The following is a 17,282-nucleotide window of genomic DNA, read 5'->3' as shown; positions in this document are numbered from 1 at the left end:
TCACCTTAACATCCATGTTAAACCGCGAAGAGATTATAATCGCTAATCTAATTAAAGGGTTTTAACAGCAATAGGCTCACCCACTGGTAATTTAGCTTGGGTACGTTTTGTGCGGTCAATAACATCACCGACTAACTGACCACATGCAGCATCAATATCATCACCACGCGTTTTACGTACAGTTACGGTGTAATCATACTCCATTAGCGTTTTCATAAAGCGATCTATACGTGAATTACTAGGTTTTTTGTACGGTGAACCCGGATATGGATTGAACGGGATCAAGTTAATTTTCGCTGGGGTATCTTTTAATAGGCGACCTAACTGACGCGCATGCTCCATATCATCATTAACATGATCCAGTAGCACATATTCAATCGTTACACGACCGCGGTTAGCATTAGTTGAGTCAACATAACGGCGAACAACATCTAAAAACGTTTCAATATTCCAACGATCATTGATTGGCATAATTTGCGAACGTAATTCATCTGTCGGTGCATGTAATGAAATAGCCAGCGCAACGTCGATAGTACCGATCATTTGCTCTAAACCTGATACCACACCCGATGTTGATACGGTAACGCGGCGCTTAGATAAACCGAAACCTAAATCATCAAGCATAATTTCTAATGCTGGAATTAAGTTTTTCATGTTCAGTAACGGCTCACCCATACCCATCATTACGATATTAGTAATAGGACGACGACCCGTTTCTTTTTGAAGACCGATCTCTTTCGCTGCACGCCACACCTGACCAATAATCTCAGAGACACGCAGATTACGGTTAAAGCCTTGTTGACCCGTTGAACAGAACTTACATTCAAGTGCACAGCCTACTTGAGAAGAAACACATAAGGTTGCGCGATCTTCATCAGGAATATAAACCGTTTCTACATCTTGATCGCCAACACGCATTGCCCATTTGATAGTGCCGTCAGTCGAATATTGTGCGTTAGAAACTTCAGGTGCACGAATTTCAGCAACACGCTGTAATTTTTCACGCAACTTTTTATTAATGTTGTTCATTTGCTCAAAGTCATCACAACCGAAATGATATATCCATTTCATTATCTGATCTGCTCGGAATGGCTTTTCATTTAGCTCTTCGACAAAGTATTTACGCAGACCTTTGCGATCGAAATCCAGCAGATTAATTTTGACAGTTGTCATCGGTTGGTGCCTCACTAAAAATGACTATTGCTGCGCCTTTATAACTCGGAGATCTGCAATTGACAGTCTCATCATAGCTATCAGGGTTTAAGGCGCGAAATTGTACAGCCTTTAGCCGCGGGTTTCCACCCGTTCACTGTATGGTTATTTTAGTGGTTATAACAATCTTGGCGCTTAAAATAATAAAGGGAAGCCTTAGCCTCCCTTTAGTATTTGGTTTTGCTTGTTTTTTCACCGCAACGCAATCATTAACTGCGAGGACATAATTCATCAGCGGCAAAAAAGTAGCCAATCTCACGCTCAGCCGATACAGGGCTGTCTGAGCCATGAACAGAGTTATAACGTAAACTAATCGCAAAATCAGCACGAAGAGTGCCACAAGCAGCTTCTTGAGGATTAGTTTTACCCATTAGTTCTCGATAACGAACAATGGCGTCCTCTCCTTCAAGTACTTGCACCATCACAGGTCCTGATATCATAAAATCGACTAATTCATCAAAAAAAGGTTTGCCTTCATGCTCGGCATAAAAACCTTGCGCTTGAATTTTAGTGAGTTGTAGCATTTTTGCCGCTACAATTTTTAATCCTGCATTTTCGAAACGTTGATAAATAGCGCCAATTAAATTTCGTTTAACAGCATCCGGCTTTACGATTGAAAAAGTTTTTTCTATTGTCATTATTATAGTTTCCTTTTGAGTCTAGTTGCCGTCCATTTACTTAGTAGCCACTGATAAGCAAGATTACTTACAATAGTAATCCTGCAATATTTGCAATACCTAAGCCCGTCGCACCGACTGCCCAACGTGGATCAGCGCTATCACGATAACATGCTGCCAGATCGAAATGAATCCAACGGCTATTATCAGTATCGACAAAGCGCGATAAAAACCCAGCAGCATTAGATGCGCCGCCCATACCACCACCTTTTTGAACACGACTATTGGCGGTATCTGCAAACGCAGACGGACAGTAATCTTGATGCCATTTTTCTAGCGGTAATGGCCATGCAGGCTCATTAACCAATTCTGATAACTGTTGTGCACGCGCTAATAATGATTTATCAAAACCAAAAATAGCGTTGTAGTCGCTACCCACCGCCATCATTGCCGCGCCCGTTAACGTCGCAGCATCAATAATTAACGGTGCTTTAGTGGCAGAGGCCAATAACAAGCCATCCGCTAATACTAATCGACCTTCGGCATCAGTATTGACGATTTCAACTGATACCCCATTGTTATACGTTAGCACATCGCCGAGCTTATAAGCATCGCCTGACACCATATTTTCAGCACAACAAAGAATAAGTTTGACCCGTTGAGCTAACCCTTGTGCAATGGCATACCCTAATGCAGCAGTAACTGTCGCAGCGCCCCCCATGTCACACTTCATGCTGACCATACCGGCACTGGGCTTTAAACTATAGCCACCAGAGTCAAAGGTGATCCCTTTCCCCACTAAACACGCACTCACGGGCGCATCAGGATCGGCGGTTGGGTTATAATCAACTTCTAGCAATACCGGTGGATGTTGGCTGCCACGGCCAACGCTGTGAATACCCACCCAACCATCAGCGAGCAATTCATCACCAACAATCATTTGAGAATGGATATGTTCGCCACCAATATTCGATAAAAAAGCGACTGCCGCTTGAGCTAATTTTTGTGGATATACTGTATCAGGACCCGCATTGATGATCTGGCGTGCCCAATCATGGCTGTGTCGACGAGCATTTAACAGCTCAAGTTCATCTTCATCAATCGATGCCCATTTTATAGTAACTGCATGCATCGTCGCGGCAAAACCACAATAAAATGCCCATTGGCGTTCATAGTTCCAACCATCACCTTGTAAACTGACCGCTTCAATCGCTTGAGCTTGAAGTTGTCGACCCGCCTGTTGAATACGCCGTAAACTAAATGCAGCATCGTAATGCACAGTAACACTATCAGCTTGGTAACTGAGTAATGCATTGATACCCCAAGGAGCACGAGCAGGCTCTTTTGATAAATTAACTGTCAACATTATTGATAACCTCTTGTTTTATTTATAGTCTATATTTTTTATTTAGCGTAATTTAAATACAAAAAAGCCCTCTTAAACGATTTTAACTAGAAACAAAATCATTAAGAAGGCTTTATTTTTTAACGGTTACTATTGCGCTAAAATACGGGCTAAGGTTTTAACACCCATACCTGTTGCGCCTGCAGCCCATTGATCATTACCGCTCTTACGATACGTACCGCTGGCATCGATATGCATCCAACCTTGCTGATAATCATCAACAAAATACGACAAGAATGCCGCCGCTGTACTGGCTCCTGGCATAAAATCACCGTTAGAAATATTGGCAAGATCAGCAAAATTTGATGGCAACATATTACGGTGGATTTCAGCTAAAGGTAGCGGCCACATACCTTCACCTTCTTGTGCTGCTGCCGCTAATGCTTGGCGCGATAAGTCTTGGTCAAAACTCAATAACGCGTGGTAATCATTGCCCAATGCCATTTTGGCAGAGCCTGTTAACGTCGCGCAATCAATGATCAACTCAGGGTGTTGGCTATTGGCATACATTAAACCATCAGCCAAGACTAATCGTCCTTCGGCATCGGTATTTAACACTTCAACGGTTTTACCATTTTTATATTTAATGATATCGCCTAATTTTAGTGCGCGGCCTGAAATCATATTCTCAGCACAACATAGTACTAATTTAATCCGCTTATTAAGCCCACGTGCCATTGCCAACGCTAAACCACCAGTCGCTAATGCTGCGCCGCCCATATCTGCTTTCATTGATGCCATACCTGCTGATGGCTTGATGCTATAACCGCCAGAATCAAAGGTAATACCTTTACCAACGATACATGCAAAAACTGGCGCATCAGCATCACCGGTAGGATTGTAATCTAAACGTAGCATTGCTGGACGGTGATCAGAACCACGACCTACTGCATGAATACCATTCCAGCCTTCATCTAATAAGTCGTTACCTTTAACGATTTTATAGGTGACATGTTGTGGCGCTAACGATTTAATAAACTCACCAGCACGTGCTGCTAATTGTGAAGGGGCAACCACATCTGCCGGTTGATTGATAATATCGCACACCCAATTAGTGGTTTTAATCCGTGCTTGCAGTTCTACTTCATCAGTTTCATTTAGTGGTTCCCAAGTCACCGTATTATCCGCTTTTGGATTACGATAGCCTTGTACGAACGCCCAAATCGCCTCTTGATTCCATTCTGATCCTATCAGTGTAACCTGTTTAATTCCCTGCGAATCCAAGCGACGTGCTGCTCGTTGAATATTGCCTAAAGAATCTGTTGCAGTAACATGGATAAGCGTCCCTTCGGTATTAAAACTCACGAGTGCATTTGCACCCCAGTGACTCTCCGCAACGTGATGAGAAAGAAAGACTGACATCATGGTAGACATTGATAAGCTCCTTGATAAATATCACACAGCTAAGGCCATTAAAAAATGCCAATTACTGCGTTATTGTTATTCTATTTTTGTAACGAATAAGATTATGCTTATCAACCTTTAGAGGCAACAATAAAACCTGTTTTTCGTTATGCCGATTATTGTTCGTCAATCCAACACATTTGTACCGCTTCTAAAATCTTCTCATTACAATGATCAATATCATCGTCAAATTCATCCAGTGCAATGATCCAATCGCGAAGATCAGTAAAACGTACTTGAGTCGGATCTACCTCTGGGTATAACTCAACCAGTTCAATGGCAATATCACGTGAATCAATCCATTGTAGACTCATAATAAATCCTCATTTTTTGAATAAAAATAACAAATTAACGTAACATGACTCTGATAAATAACCGCAATCCTAATCAATAGCTAAAAAAATAGGCCACCATAATGGCGACCTATTTATCTGTTTCGATTAATGTGCTTCAGAAGCGAGATTCACTGTATAACGAGGAATATCGACCACTAAGTCATCATCAGCAACCCGCGCCTGACAACTCAATCGAGATTCTGGCTCAAGTCCCCATGCTTTATCGAGCATATCATCTTCAAGTTCATCGCTCTCATTTAGAGAGTCAAAGCCTTCTCGAACAACAACATGACACGTGGTACATGCACAAGACTTTTCACACGCATGCTCAATTTCAATGCCATTACGCAGTGCAACATCTAGGATAGTTTCGCCAGATTTTGCTTCTAAAATTGCGCCTTCAGGGCAATGTTCTTCATTGGGTAAAATTATAATCTTAGGCATGCCTAAACCTCATCAATAGACTGACCAGCTAACGCTTGACGAATAGATTTATCCATTCGACGTGACGCAAACTCTTGGCTGGCCTTATCAGTTTTCTTAATTCCAGCTTCAATAGTACGAGCGTCGCCACTCTGACGTAATTGAACCAGTTCCATCATTACAGTTTCTAATTCTTCGCGTTCTTGAGCCGTTAACAAGGTGTCACCATCCGCAGCCAGTGCGGCAATTAACCCTTCAAGTACTCGATCCGCTTCTACCTGCTGTTCCGCTAATGCACGTGCGTCTTTATCGTCTTGAGCAAATGTCATTGAATCACGTAACATGGTCGCAATTTCATCATCAGAAAGACCATAAGAGGGCTTCACTTGAATCGATGATTGCACACCGCTGCTTTTTTCCATCGCAGTTACCGATAACAAACCATCAGCATCAACTTGGTAAGTCACTCGAATGTGTGCAGCGCCTGCTGCCATTGGTGGAATACCACGTAAAGTGAAGCGGGCTAATGAACGGCAATCGCTCACCATTTCACGCTCACCTTGAACAATATGAACTGACATTGCAGTCTGACCATCTTTAAAGGTGGTAAATTCTTGGGCGCGAGCAACAGGTAGCGTGGTGTTACGCGGAATAATTTTCTCAATCATGCCGCCCATGGTTTCAATGCCTAATGACAATGGAATCACATCAAGCAGCAACATATCTGCATCGGGTTTATTACCCACCAGAATATCAGCCTGAATAGCAGCACCAATCGCAACCACTTGATCAGGATCGATTGAGGTTAAGGGTGTCTTACCAAAAAATGTACCTACTAACTCACGCACTAACGGTACGCGAGTTGAACCACCTACCATCACCGTTTGAATAACATCATCAATGGTAATATCAGCATCTTTTAGTGCGCGACGACAAGCAAATAATGTTTTCTTAATTAATGGGGTAACTAAACCATTAAATTGCTCACGGGTAATGTCACCCTGCCAACCAAGAACATTAATCTCAACACTATCTGCATCACTCAGCGCGACTTTCGCCTGCTGAGCTGCGTCTTGCAGTTCACGACGCTGCTGTGGCGTTAATGTCGCGGTCAATTGAGCTTGAATGAGAATCCAGTCGGCAATCAGCTGATCAAGATCATCACCGCCTAATGCCGAATCACCGCCAGTGGCTAATACTTCAAATACGCCTTTTGACAACCGTAGAACCGAAATATCAAACGTACCACCACCAAGATCATAAACAGCAATAACACCTTCTTGGCCTGAATCAAGGCCATAAGCAATCGCTGCTGCTGTAGGTTCATTAAGTAAGCGCAAAACATTTAAATTCGCTAACTTAGCTGCATCTTTTGTACCTGCACGTTGTGCATCATCAAAATAAGCAGGAACAGTAATCACTACCCCTTCAAGCTCGCCACCTAAACTTTCTACTGCACGCTGACTTAATGATTTTAAAATTTCAGCCGATACCTGTACTGGATTCATCGCCCCTTGACGAGTCACTAGCTGCGGTAAGCCATTTGCTGATGCGGTAAATTGATAAGGCAATTGCGGATAACGCTGCTCAATATCAACCAATGAGCGTCCCATTAGGCGTTTAACCGATAAGATAGTATTAACCGGATCACGCTGTGCATACGCACGTGCAGCATCTCCTGTTAATACATGCTTCTCTGCATAATGAACAACTGAGGGTAAAATTGAACGGCCTTCAGCATCTTTTAATGTTTCTGCAACGCCACTACGGACGGTTGCAACTAATGAGTTTGTCGTCCCTAAATCAATGCCAACCGCTAATTTTTGTTGGTGCGGTGCTGCACTTTGACCGGGTTCAGAAATCTGTAAAAATGCCATTTTCGTTCCTGTCTAAATAACGCAAGAGGCTGATTAATCGAATAATGATTCTTCAAGACGTTCGACTTCATCACGCAACTTAACAATAAACTTTAACTTACGTACTGCATCTGCAGCTTCAAACCAATTTTCTTGGTTAAGCAATTGTGCCAGTTTATGTAACTGTTGTTGATACATTTTTGTAGCTTGTTGTTCAAAGTCAGCTAATGCAGATTCAGGATCAACACACTCAGAAATCGCTTCTAACGCTTCTCGCAGCTCCATTTGCTGCATTAAGAAATCCATATCTTGGAGCGTCTTTTGCTCACCACGAATATCTTCATCGCGTTCAGCAAGCATATATTCAGCACGGGAGACAGGATTTTTCAACGTTTGAAAGGCATCGTTAATCTGAGCCGCTTTTTGTACCGATAGTAATCGATCACGTTCAGATGCTGTTGCAAAGTTATCTGGATGGAATCGACGTTGTAATTCGCGGAATTGTGTTGCTAGTAAACTACCGTCAACATCAAATTGAAACGGCAATCCAAATAATTCGAAATGATTCATACTCGCAACCATATATAAAAAATAAACCTGACACTCACTCGCCATAATGGCGGCCAGCAGCCAGGTTTAATCAAACATTATGAGCAATTATACGTTGAAGCTTTCACCACAACCACATTCGCTCGACACGTTAGGGTTGTTAAATTGAAAACCTTCATTCAGGCCTTCTTTGGCAAAATCAAGCTCGGTACCATCAAGGTAAACCATGCTTTTTGCATCAACGATAATTTTTACACCTTGCTCTTCAAAGACTTGGTCCCCTTCGTCAAGGTCATCGACGAACTCAAGGATATACGCCATACCCGAACATCCTGAAGTGCGCACTCCGAGGCGCAAACCGATGCCTTTGCCACGGTTAGCTAAAAAACTCGATACGCGACTTGCTGCCGCTTCAGTGATAGTAATGGCCATACTTCAAACCTCAGAATTATTTTTGTTCGTGTTTCTTTTTATAATCGCTAACTGCTGCTTTAATTGCATCTTCTGCAAGAATTGAACAGTGAACCTTAACTGGCGGTAACTCAAGCTCTTCTGCAATTGCAGAGTTTTTGATTGATGCCGCTTCGTCTAGTGTTTTACCTTTCACCCATTCGGTGATCAGTGAACTTGATGCGATAGCAGAACCACAACCGTAGGTTTTAAACTTTGCATCTTCAATGATGCCATCTTCAGTTACTTTGATCTGAAGTTTCATTACATCGCCACAGGCTGGTGCACCCACCATACCGCTACCAATGCTTTTATCGTCGTTGTCAAATGAACCCACGTTACGCGGATTTTCATAATGATCGATGACTTTTTCACTATATGCCATGATAAATTCCCTCGAATAATGTCTAACCGCAGATTAGTGGTGTGCCCACTCAACTGTATTTAAATCAATGCCTTCTTTGAACATATCCCAAAGTGGTGACATTGCACGTAGCTTATCTACTGCTTGTTTAATTTGAACAACAGCATAATCAATTTCTTCCGCAGTCGTAAAACGACCAAAAGAGAAACGGATTGAACTATGTGCAAGTTCATCATTTAGGCCTAATGCACGCAGTACATATGATGGCTCTAAGCTCGCAGACGTACATGCAGAGCCCGATGATACCGCAAGATCTTTCAATGCCATCAGCAATGATTCACCTTCAACAAACGCAAAACTAATATTAAGGTTGTTGGGAATGCGGTGTTCTATATCACCATTGATTGACATCTCTTCGATGCCCTCAAGGCCTTTAAGTAAACGCTCACGCATGTCAATTGCGTGTTGGTAATCTTGTGCCATCTCAAGCTTAGCAATGCGGAAAGCTTCACCCATACCCACAATTTGGTGAGTCGGTAAAGTACCAGAACGGAAACCACGTTCATGGCCGCCACCGTGCATTTGTGCTTCAAGACGAATACGAGGTTTACGACGCACATATAGTGCACCAATACCTTTAGGACCGTAAATCTTATGTGCTGAAAATGAGATCAAATCCACTTTCATTGTTTGGATATCAATCGGCAGTTTACCTGCTGATTGTGCCGCATCAACATGGAATATTGTCTTATTTTCACGACAAATTTCACCAATCGCTGCAATATCTTGAACAACACCAATTTCGTTGTTCACATGCATAATAGAAACCAGCACAGTATCTTCACGCATTGCGTCGCGTAGTTTTGCCAAATCAATAAGACCATTTGATTCAGGCTCAAGGTATGTTACCTCATAACCTTCACGCTCTAATTGACGACATGGGTCAAGAACCGCTTTGTGCTCAGTTTTACATGTAATAACGTGCTTACCTTTCTTATTATAGAAATGCGCAGCACCTTTAATTGCAAGGTTATCAGATTCTGTAGCACCTGATGTAAAGACTATTTCACGGGGATCGGCATTGATTAACTCAGCAATATACTCACGAGCAGCATCAACGGCTTCTTCCGCTTGCCAGCCATAACGGTGTGAACGTGACGCTGGATTACCAAACGTACCATCCATAGTTAAACACTGAACCATTTTCTCAGCAACACGAGGATCTACCGGGCAAGTTGCAGAGTAATCAAAATATATTGGCAGTTTCATTTTCTTCTCCGAAAACACGAACGTCTGGTCTCTAGGAGCGGACATCGACACCGATAGGGGCACTGTCGTGTGATTTTTTATTTGCAAATGATGTTTTATTGTTACTTTGCAGGATTATATCCTGACGGTCAGCAATCGTTTGTACATCATTATCCTTCATCAACTCACCAAGAGTGATGTTATTCAAAAAACCGCTGATACGATCACTTAAATCATGCCATAAGGTGTGAGTTAAACAACGGACGCCACCTTGGCAACCGCCTTTACCTTGACACTTAGTGGCATCAACTGATTCATCAACTGCTGCGATAACCATACCAACAGCAATGTCGCTGGCATCTTCACCAAGGCGATAACCACCACCAGGACCACGGACACTTGTTACCAGACCCGCTTTGCGAAGACGCGAAAAGAGTTGTTCTAGGTAGGACAATGAGATCCCTTGACGTTCTGAAATATCAGCCAAAGGTACTGGTCCATTATGCGAATGCAATGCTACATCTAGCATTGCAGTCACTGCGTATCTTCCTTTTGAGGTCAACTTCATAACATGGCCACCTACTTGAATTTATACCAGCAGTCTCTCATACCTGACTAATTTGGTCAAGTATTTAACCCACTAAAACAGTTGGTCTTTAGCAGGTTGCGCCATTATTACTTATTGTTCTTCTCTAAGGTTTCAATCGTCTTTTCTATTGACGATAAAATACCACGTAAAATATTTAATTCTTGTTGCTCTGGGCGAGCACGAGTAAACATACGACGTAGTTTCACCATTACCATGCCAGGATGGTTTTTATTAATAAACCGAGTTTGACTGGTTACTTTTTCAAGATGTTGGTAAAACATTTCAAGTTCATCTGCGCGTGGATATTCATCAACAACAGGAGAAGATTGATATTTAGTCGCATTAAGATACGCCATACGAACTTCATAAGTTATTGTTTGTACTGCCATCGCTAAGTTTAATGAACTATATTCAGGATTAGCAGGAATATAAACATGGCAATGACATTTTTGTAATTCTTCATTGGTGAGGCCAGTACGCTCACGACCAAATAAAATCGCTACAGGGTGCTGCTCTGATTCCGCAATAACTTTAATGCCATTTTCACGCGGGTCTAATTGTGGCCACTCTAAAGTACGAGAACGTGCACTTGAACCAACAACTAAACCGCAATCAGCAACGGCTTCATCTAATGTTTTTACAATCTTAGCGTTCTGAACCACATCAGCTGCACCTGCCGCTAAAGCAATTGTATGACTATCAATTTCGCACGCAGGATCAACAAGAACAAGGTTAGTTAACCCCATTACTTTCATTGCGCGAGCTGCTGAACCGATATTTCCAGGGTGTGACGTGCCGATGAGGACAACGCGAATTTTATCTAACATGATGTCGCTATATTCCAGTCTAATTTAACGCTCAGAGATAGTAGCACAGCCATCACAAAAATGAAGAAAACATGTCTATTTGATGATCGTTATTACCTATTACTGCCATCAATAAATAAAATAGCGTCATTTTCATTTTATTCTGCATCAGCTAACGTCGAAAAAATAACCACTTCCTTTTTTTTATAGCTCTGTTATACTCGCCGCCGCTTTTTATGTTCTTTAACATCCGTTGGGAAAATCCTATGCATCCGATGCTTAATATTGCCATTCGCGCTGTGCGAAAGGCTGGTGACCATGTCATTAAATCTCTAGAAAAACCTCAATCTATTGAGGTTGCTAATAAAGGTAATGATGTTGTTACCAATATCGATCTTGAAGCAGAAGCTATCATCATCGAGACAATCCGTAAATCTTACCCAGAACACTGCATTCTTGCAGCTGAGTCAGGTACGATAGAAGGACGTGACAAAGAGTGTCAGTGGATTATTGACCCAGTGGATGGCACCATGAACTTTGTTCGCGGTTACCCTCACTATGCAATTTCTATCGCGCTACGTATGCGTGGCCGTACAGAAGTTGCTGCAGTTTACGACCCAGCTCGTAACGAACTATTCACAGCTACTCGTGGTTCAGGCGCGCAACTTAATAGCCTACGTCTACGTGCATCACAACCTCGTGATCTAACGGGTACTGTATTAGCTACAGGTCTTCCTTTTGCTGCTAAGCAACACGCAGAAAGCTACCTAAAAATCCAAAATGCTTTATTTGTTGAATGTGATGACATGCGTCAATCAGGTTCTACTGCATTGGATCTTTGTTACCTAGCTGCTGGCCGTGTTGATGGCGTATTTAAACTAGGCCAAAAGCCTTGGGAACTTGCTGCTGGTGAATTAATCGCGCGTGAAGCTGGTGCTATCTGTGCTGACTTTACGGGTAACACTAACTACCTAGTATCTGGCAACATTGTTGCTGGTAACGCACGCGTAGTTAAGCCAATGCTAGCTAAAATCCGTGAATTCGGTAGCGATGCTCTGGCTAAGTAATCTTTGATTACAACCTGTTAAATAAAAACGCCCCACGGATATTTATCTGTGGGGCGTTTTTGTTTCTATCGTTAACATCTCCCTATTTATCCCCCTCCTCATATTCACTTATCCTCATCCTATTTATCCGTTATACCAATCTGATTAATTAACTGGTCATCTTTTAAAACCATTCAATTGCCTATCGCCCTCACAGGCATTCACTGTAGAGAATGACGATCAAGAACATTAAATGAAGTTAACAACTTATTGTAATTGGTATTACCTTGTTCGCTCGTCTGCCCACACTAGAAAATAACAATAGAAAACTTAAAATTAACGCAAAAAAACGGAGCCCGAAGACTCCGCATTATTTATATTATTATTTGCACCATAGTGTGCTTGGTAACAAATAGACGCTACTTACTGCTATGGCATCGCATCAATTTCTTCACCTTCTTTATCTAGTGGCGTTGGCATTAAGTGCTCACGGGTGATACCCAATTTAAGCGCTAACGCTGATGCCACATAGATTGAAGAATACGTACCGATGGTAATACCCAGCAATAAAGCTAATGCAAAACCTTGAATCATCGCACCGCCTTTTAAGAACAAGGCAATCACAACAAACAAGGTGGTACTAGAAGTAATTAATGTTCGGCTTAATGTTTGAGAAAGCGAACAATTCATAATTTCTTCAGCGGTTTGTTTACGCATCTTACGGAAGTTTTCTCTAATCCGGTCAAACACTACGATGGTATCGTTAAGTGAATAACCGACTACCGTTAGCAATGCAGCCACAATAGTTAAATCAACTTCAATTTGTAATATCGCAAAGACACCAACGGTAATGATAATATCGTGTGCCAATGACAACACCGCACCCGCGGCTAGACGCCATTCAAAACGCATAGAGACATAAAGCAGAATACAAAGTAGTGCAATTAAAATTGCCAATCCACCCGCTTCCGCTAGTTCATCACCGACATTGGGTCCTACAAACTCAACCCGACGCATTTCAACTTGTTGACCGGTTCCGGTTTTTAAAGCCTCAATGATCTGGTTACCCAGTATTTCACCTTTAATACCATCACGCGGTTGCAAACGAACCATCACGTCACGCGCTGTACCAAAGTTCTGCACTATCGCATCGCCAAAGCCCGATGTTGCCAATGACTCACGAATTAATGGTAAGTTCGCAGGTTCCTTAAAGCTCACTTCAATCAGCGTACCGCCGGTAAAGTCTAAGCCCCAGTTCAAACCTTTGGTTGATATTGTCGCAATAGAAGCTGTAATCATTATTAACGATAAAATAAACGCTAACTTTGACCAACGCATAAAGTCGGTAACTTTATCTGTATTCAATAATTGTTTCATTTATGCGTCCTCCTAAATTGACAACTTATCTACGCGTTTACCGCCATAGACTAAGTTAACCACAGCACGAGTACCAACAATAGCAGTAAACATCGAAGTCAAAATACCGATCGATAATGTCACCGCAAAGCCTTTAATTGCACCAGTACCAACAGCAAACAAAATAATTGCGGTCATTAAGGTAGTGATATTGGCATCAGCAATGGTACTGAACGCATTGGCATAACCTTGTTGAATAGCGTGCTGCGGACTTCGACCGTCACGTAATTCTTCACGTATACGCTCAAAGATAAGCACGTTAGCATCAACGGCCATACCAACGGTTAACACAATACCTGCAATACCAGGCAAGGTCATAGTTGCCCCAGGGATCATCGACATCACACCAATAATCAATACTAGATTCATCATTAATGCTAAGTTGGCAATCAAGCCAAAACCACGGTAGTACAATAAGGTAAATAGCATTACTGCCACCATGCCCCAGATACACGCCTGAATACCCATATCGATATTTTGTTGACCCATAGATGGACCAATGGTGCGTTCTTCAACAATCGAAATAGGCGCAATCAACGCACCTGCACGTAACAATAGAGCAAGGTTATGTGCTTCTGACTGTGAATCAATACCTGTAATGCGGAAGTCACGTCCAAGTGCCGTTTGAATGGTCGCTTGGTTGATCACTTCTTCATGCTTTTCAAGAATGACTTTACCTTCAGAGGTACGATTGCCGCTGTCTTTGTACTCAGTAAATACGGTCGCCATTAATTTGCCGACATTATTACGTGAGAACGCCGTCATTTTGCTACCGCCTTCGGTATCAAGCGAAATATTCACTTGAGGACGTCCATATTCATCAGCACTTGAGGTTGCATCTGTAATATGAGAACCCGCAAGAATAACGCGCTTTTTCAATACCGCAGGACGACCATCACGGGTCATCTTGATTTCACTACCCGCAGGTACTCGACCCGCAGCAGCTGCCGCAAGATCAGCACTACTATCGACTTCACGGAACTCAAGCGTTGCGGTTGCACCTAAAATTTCTTTAGCGCGCGCCGTATCTTGAACACCCGGTAGCTCAACCACAATGCGGTTAGCGCCCTGACGCTGTACTAATGGTTCGGCAACGCCTAATTCATTAACACGGTTACGTAAAATAGTAATGTTTTGCTCAACCGCATAGTTACGGATTTCTTGAAGACGGGCTTCAGAGTAACTCGCGATTAATACAAAACGTCCTTTCGCTTCATTTTCAGTAAAGATCATATCGGGATGAAGAGGCTCTAATAACGCTTTGGCTTGCTCTAATTGAGCGGCATCACGTAAACGTACAGAGACCGTTTCTTTACTTTTATCAATGGCGCGATAACGAATTTTATCTTGGCGTAGTTCAGCTCTAAAGGTTTCTTCTTGCTGACCTAATAGTTTTTCCATCGCCGCATCCATGTCCACTTCCATTAAGAAATGAACCCCACCACGCAAGTCTAAGCCGAGCTTCATGGGAGTTGCCCCAATTGCTTCTAACCAAGAGGGTGTTAAGGGTGCGAGATTGAGTGCAACAATATATTTGTCACCTAATTCACTATTAAGAATATCGCGAGCGCTGATTTGGGTATCAGTATCTTTGAAGCGGACCAGTATTGAGCCTTTTTCAAATACCACTGACTTATAGGAGATATTGTTCTTTTTTAAATCTTCGGTGACAGTATCCAAAGCGTTCATAGTAACTGAGGCGCCACGCGCCCCAGTTATTTGAATCGCTGGATCTTCACCGTATACGTTGGGAAGTGCATAAAGCAAACCTATGATTAGTGCGAACAACACTAATAAGTTCTTCCACAGAGGGTATCGGTTAAGCACTGCTATGATCCTTCAAAGCGAATGTTTTTTTATAGTCTTATAGAGACTTCATTGTGCCTTTTGGCAAAACAGCAGTAATGAAGTCTTTTTTGATAGTTACTTCAGTATTGTCGTTTAGCGCAAGAACGATGTAATCACTTTCAGATGATGACTTAGTAATACGGCCTAGAAGACCACCGTTAGTCATTACTTCATCGCCTTTACTCATCGAAGTCATAAGCGTTTTGTGTTCTTTAACACGCTTAGCTTGTGGACGGTAAATCATGAAGTAAAAAATTACAGCAAACAGACCCAGCATAATGAATAACTGGTACGGTGAACCGCCTGCAGCAGCACCTTCAGTTGCAGCATGTGCTTGAGAGATAAAAAAGCTCATTTATAACGTCCTCGATTTATTATGATTTATACAATTTGTAATGGTGGAACTTCACGGTCACGACGCGCGTAGAATTCTTCTACAAATGCATCGAAACGATCTTCGTCAATCGCTTTACGGATACTTGCCATCAAACGCTGGTAGTAACGTAAATTATGGATTGTATTTAAGCGCGCACCTAGAATTTCATTACATTTATCTAGATGATACAAATACGCTTTTGAGTAATTTTTACAAGTGTAACAGTCACACTCAGGATCTAGTGTTGTTGTATCTGTTTTATGTTTCGCATTACGGATCTTGATCACACCGCCAGTCACAAACAGGTGTGCATTTCGCGCATTTCGCGTCGGCATTACACAGTCAAACATGTCGATACCGCGACGAACGCCTTCAACAAGATCTTCTGGCTTGCCTACACCCATAAGGTAACGAGGCTTGTCTTCTGGTAATTGTGGGCATGTATGCTCAAGAATACGGTGCATATCTTCTTTTGGCTCACCAACTGCCAAACCGCCGACTGCATAGCCATCAAAACCAATCTTGGTTAGACCTTCAACAGACACATCACGTAGATCTTCGTACACACCACCTTGAATAATACCAAATAAGGCATTTTTGTTTTCAAGTTCATCAAAGTGATTACGGCTACGTTGAGCCCAACGAAGTGACATTTCCATCGACTTTTTAGCTTCGTCGTGAGTCGCTGGGTATGGCGTACATTCGTCAAAGATCATCACGATATCAGAACCAAGATCTTTTTGAATTTCCATCGACTTTTCAGCGTCCATGAAAATCTTGTCACCGTTAACAGGGTTACGGAAATGCACACCCTCTTCAGTGATTTTACGTAATGCGCCTAAGCTAAATACTTGGAAGCCGCCTGAATCGGTTAAGATTGGGCCTTTCCATTGCATAAAGTCATGCAAATCACCGTGCATCTTCATCACTTCTTGTCCAGGACGTAACCATAAATGGAACGTGTTACCTAGAATGATTTGTGCACCCGTTTGTTCAACTTCTTCAGGTGTCATGCCTTTAACAGTACCGTAAGTACCTACAGGCATAAATGCTGGCGTTTCCACCGTACCGCGTTCAAACTGCAAACGACCGCGACGTGCGCGACCTTGAGTTTTATCTAATTCAAATTTCACAAGACCTCCAAAAGCCAGAGAAACAATCTGACAGATTCCCATTACAGGATTAAGCCCCACAGGCGATTGCCTGATCAGCCACAAAAATAATGGCCGTTAATAACGACCATCGCTGCTCACAACATCAGCATTACCATCAATAATAGTAATGATCACATCGAGCAAAAAGCATTTATTATGTTGTAAATACTACATAAATAAATTT

General features: G+C 42.3%; 18 protein-coding genes. 1 reads left to right on the top strand and 17 read right to left on the bottom strand.

Annotated elements, in window-relative coordinates:
- Positions 1–51: 51 nt before the first annotated feature.
- From rlmN to trmJ, 13 genes are all read right to left on the bottom strand, one after another.
- Complete coding sequence (rlmN, locus tag BTO21_RS01055) at positions 52–1,173, bottom strand: dual-specificity RNA methyltransferase RlmN (RefSeq protein WP_045030763.1); 1,122 nt, start codon at positions 1,171–1,173, stop codon at positions 52–54.
- Between the two features lie 248 nt (positions 1,174–1,421).
- The gene (ndk, locus tag BTO21_RS01050; RefSeq protein WP_045030764.1) at positions 1,422–1,850 is read right to left on the bottom strand and encodes a nucleoside-diphosphate kinase; all 429 of its coding nucleotides are present in this window, start codon (positions 1,848–1,850) and stop codon (positions 1,422–1,424) included.
- 67 nt (positions 1,851–1,917) lie between these two features.
- Positions 1,918–3,195 (bottom strand): aminopeptidase PepB, encoded by a 1,278-nt coding sequence (pepB, locus tag BTO21_RS01045; RefSeq protein ID WP_105026658.1) that lies wholly within the window; start codon positions 3,193–3,195, stop codon positions 1,918–1,920.
- Positions 3,196–3,324: 129 nt separating this feature from the next.
- Positions 3,325–4,608 (bottom strand): aminopeptidase PepB, encoded by a 1,284-nt coding sequence (gene pepB / locus BTO21_RS01040; protein WP_045030768.1) that lies wholly within the window; start codon positions 4,606–4,608, stop codon positions 3,325–3,327.
- A gap of 146 nt (positions 4,609–4,754) precedes the next feature.
- On the bottom strand, positions 4,755–4,952 hold the full coding sequence (iscX, locus tag BTO21_RS01035; RefSeq protein ID WP_045030770.1) for a Fe-S cluster assembly protein IscX: 198 nt from the start codon (positions 4,950–4,952) through the stop codon (positions 4,755–4,757).
- A 126-nt stretch (positions 4,953–5,078) separates the two neighbouring features.
- Positions 5,079–5,417 carry an ISC system 2Fe-2S type ferredoxin gene (gene fdx, locus BTO21_RS01030; protein WP_045030772.1) on the bottom strand — a complete coding sequence of 113 codons (339 nt, stop codon included), beginning with the start codon at positions 5,415–5,417 and terminating at the stop codon, positions 5,079–5,081.
- 2 nt (positions 5,418–5,419) lie between these two features.
- Positions 5,420–7,273, bottom strand: a complete 1,854-nt coding sequence (gene hscA / locus BTO21_RS01025) for a Fe-S protein assembly chaperone HscA (RefSeq protein WP_045030774.1) — start codon at positions 7,271–7,273, stop codon at positions 5,420–5,422.
- A 33-nt stretch (positions 7,274–7,306) separates the two neighbouring features.
- Positions 7,307–7,822, bottom strand: coding sequence for a co-chaperone HscB (gene hscB, locus BTO21_RS01020; RefSeq protein ID WP_045030808.1), 516 nt, complete (start codon positions 7,820–7,822; stop codon positions 7,307–7,309).
- A gap of 87 nt (positions 7,823–7,909) precedes the next feature.
- A complete protein-coding gene (iscA, locus tag BTO21_RS01015) occupies positions 7,910–8,233 on the bottom strand; it encodes an iron-sulfur cluster assembly protein IscA (protein WP_045030776.1) in 324 nt (107 codons plus the stop codon).
- Positions 8,234–8,249: 16 nt separating this feature from the next.
- Entirely contained in the window at positions 8,250–8,636 is a 387-nt protein-coding gene (iscU, locus tag BTO21_RS01010; RefSeq protein WP_045030777.1) for a Fe-S cluster assembly scaffold IscU, read from the bottom strand.
- A gap of 33 nt (positions 8,637–8,669) precedes the next feature.
- The gene (locus BTO21_RS01005; protein ID WP_045030778.1) at positions 8,670–9,884 is read right to left on the bottom strand and encodes an IscS subfamily cysteine desulfurase; all 1,215 of its coding nucleotides are present in this window, start codon (positions 9,882–9,884) and stop codon (positions 8,670–8,672) included.
- A 31-nt stretch (positions 9,885–9,915) separates the two neighbouring features.
- Complete coding sequence (iscR, locus tag BTO21_RS01000; RefSeq protein ID WP_045030779.1) at positions 9,916–10,431, bottom strand: Fe-S cluster assembly transcriptional regulator IscR; 516 nt, start codon at positions 10,429–10,431, stop codon at positions 9,916–9,918.
- Positions 10,432–10,538: 107 nt separating this feature from the next.
- A complete protein-coding gene (gene trmJ / locus BTO21_RS00995; RefSeq protein ID WP_045030780.1) occupies positions 10,539–11,279 on the bottom strand; it encodes a tRNA (cytosine(32)/uridine(32)-2'-O)-methyltransferase TrmJ in 741 nt (246 codons plus the stop codon).
- A gap of 245 nt (positions 11,280–11,524) precedes the next feature.
- Here trmJ and suhB point away from each other — a divergent pair, with 245 nt between their 5' ends.
- Positions 11,525–12,325: an inositol-1-monophosphatase gene (gene suhB / locus BTO21_RS00990; protein ID WP_045030781.1), complete on the top strand. Its 801-nt coding sequence runs from the start codon at positions 11,525–11,527 to the stop codon at positions 12,323–12,325.
- Positions 12,326–12,733: 408 nt separating this feature from the next.
- Here suhB and secF read toward each other — a convergent pair whose 3' ends face one another.
- From secF to tgt, 4 genes are read right to left on the bottom strand one after another with little or no spacing between them, the layout of a single operon-like run.
- Positions 12,734–13,681 (bottom strand): protein translocase subunit SecF, encoded by a 948-nt coding sequence (gene secF / locus BTO21_RS00985; protein WP_045030782.1) that lies wholly within the window; start codon positions 13,679–13,681, stop codon positions 12,734–12,736.
- 12 nt (positions 13,682–13,693) lie between these two features.
- The gene (secD, locus tag BTO21_RS00980; RefSeq protein WP_045030784.1) at positions 13,694–15,547 is read right to left on the bottom strand and encodes a protein translocase subunit SecD; all 1,854 of its coding nucleotides are present in this window, start codon (positions 15,545–15,547) and stop codon (positions 13,694–13,696) included.
- A gap of 37 nt (positions 15,548–15,584) precedes the next feature.
- A complete protein-coding gene (yajC, locus tag BTO21_RS00975; RefSeq protein WP_045030785.1) occupies positions 15,585–15,923 on the bottom strand; it encodes a preprotein translocase subunit YajC in 339 nt (112 codons plus the stop codon).
- Between the two features lie 26 nt (positions 15,924–15,949).
- Entirely contained in the window at positions 15,950–17,119 is a 1,170-nt protein-coding gene (gene tgt, locus BTO21_RS00970) for a tRNA guanosine(34) transglycosylase Tgt (RefSeq protein ID WP_105026811.1), read from the bottom strand.
- Between the last annotated feature and the right edge of the window lie 163 nt (positions 17,120–17,282).

The sequence above is a fragment of the Photobacterium phosphoreum genome, from assembly GCF_002954725.1.
Taxonomy (GTDB): Bacteria; Pseudomonadota; Gammaproteobacteria; order Enterobacterales; family Vibrionaceae; genus Photobacterium; species Photobacterium phosphoreum.
This window is presented reverse-complemented; position numbering and strand designations above follow the sequence as displayed.

Bases quoted from the DNA above. Each gene is read 5' to 3' on its own strand.
- rlmN (WP_045030763.1), bottom strand. From the start codon at position 1,173: ATGACAACTGTCAAAATTAATCTGCTGGATTTCGATCGCAAAGGTCTG.
- ndk (WP_045030764.1), bottom strand. From the start codon at position 1,850: ATGACAATAGAAAAAACTTTTTCAATCGTAAAGCCGGATGCTGTTAAA.
- pepB (WP_105026658.1), bottom strand. From the start codon at position 3,195: ATGTTGACAGTTAATTTATCAAAAGAGCCTGCTCGTGCTCCTTGGGGT.
- pepB (WP_045030768.1), bottom strand. From the start codon at position 4,608: ATGTCTACCATGATGTCAGTCTTTCTTTCTCATCACGTTGCGGAGAGT.
- iscX (WP_045030770.1), bottom strand. From the start codon at position 4,952: ATGAGTCTACAATGGATTGATTCACGTGATATTGCCATTGAACTGGTT.
- fdx (WP_045030772.1), bottom strand. From the start codon at position 5,417: ATGCCTAAGATTATAATTTTACCCAATGAAGAACATTGCCCTGAAGGC.
- hscA (WP_045030774.1), bottom strand. From the start codon at position 7,273: ATGGCATTTTTACAGATTTCTGAACCCGGTCAAAGTGCAGCACCGCAC.
- hscB (WP_045030808.1), bottom strand. From the start codon at position 7,822: ATGAATCATTTCGAATTATTTGGATTGCCGTTTCAATTTGATGTTGAC.
- iscA (WP_045030776.1), bottom strand. From the start codon at position 8,233: ATGGCCATTACTATCACTGAAGCGGCAGCAAGTCGCGTATCGAGTTTT.
- iscU (WP_045030777.1), bottom strand. From the start codon at position 8,636: ATGGCATATAGTGAAAAAGTCATCGATCATTATGAAAATCCGCGTAAC.
- BTO21_RS01005 (WP_045030778.1), bottom strand. From the start codon at position 9,884: ATGAAACTGCCAATATATTTTGATTACTCTGCAACTTGCCCGGTAGAT.
- iscR (WP_045030779.1), bottom strand. From the start codon at position 10,431: ATGAAGTTGACCTCAAAAGGAAGATACGCAGTGACTGCAATGCTAGAT.
- trmJ (WP_045030780.1), bottom strand. From the start codon at position 11,279: ATGTTAGATAAAATTCGCGTTGTCCTCATCGGCACGTCACACCCTGGA.
- suhB (WP_045030781.1), top strand. From the start codon at position 11,525: ATGCATCCGATGCTTAATATTGCCATTCGCGCTGTGCGAAAGGCTGGT.
- secF (WP_045030782.1), bottom strand. From the start codon at position 13,681: ATGAAACAATTATTGAATACAGATAAAGTTACCGACTTTATGCGTTGG.
- yajC (WP_045030785.1), bottom strand. From the start codon at position 15,923: ATGAGCTTTTTTATCTCTCAAGCACATGCTGCAACTGAAGGTGCTGCT.
- tgt (WP_105026811.1), bottom strand. From the start codon at position 17,119: ATGGGAATCTGTCAGATTGTTTCTCTGGCTTTTGGAGGTCTTGTGAAA.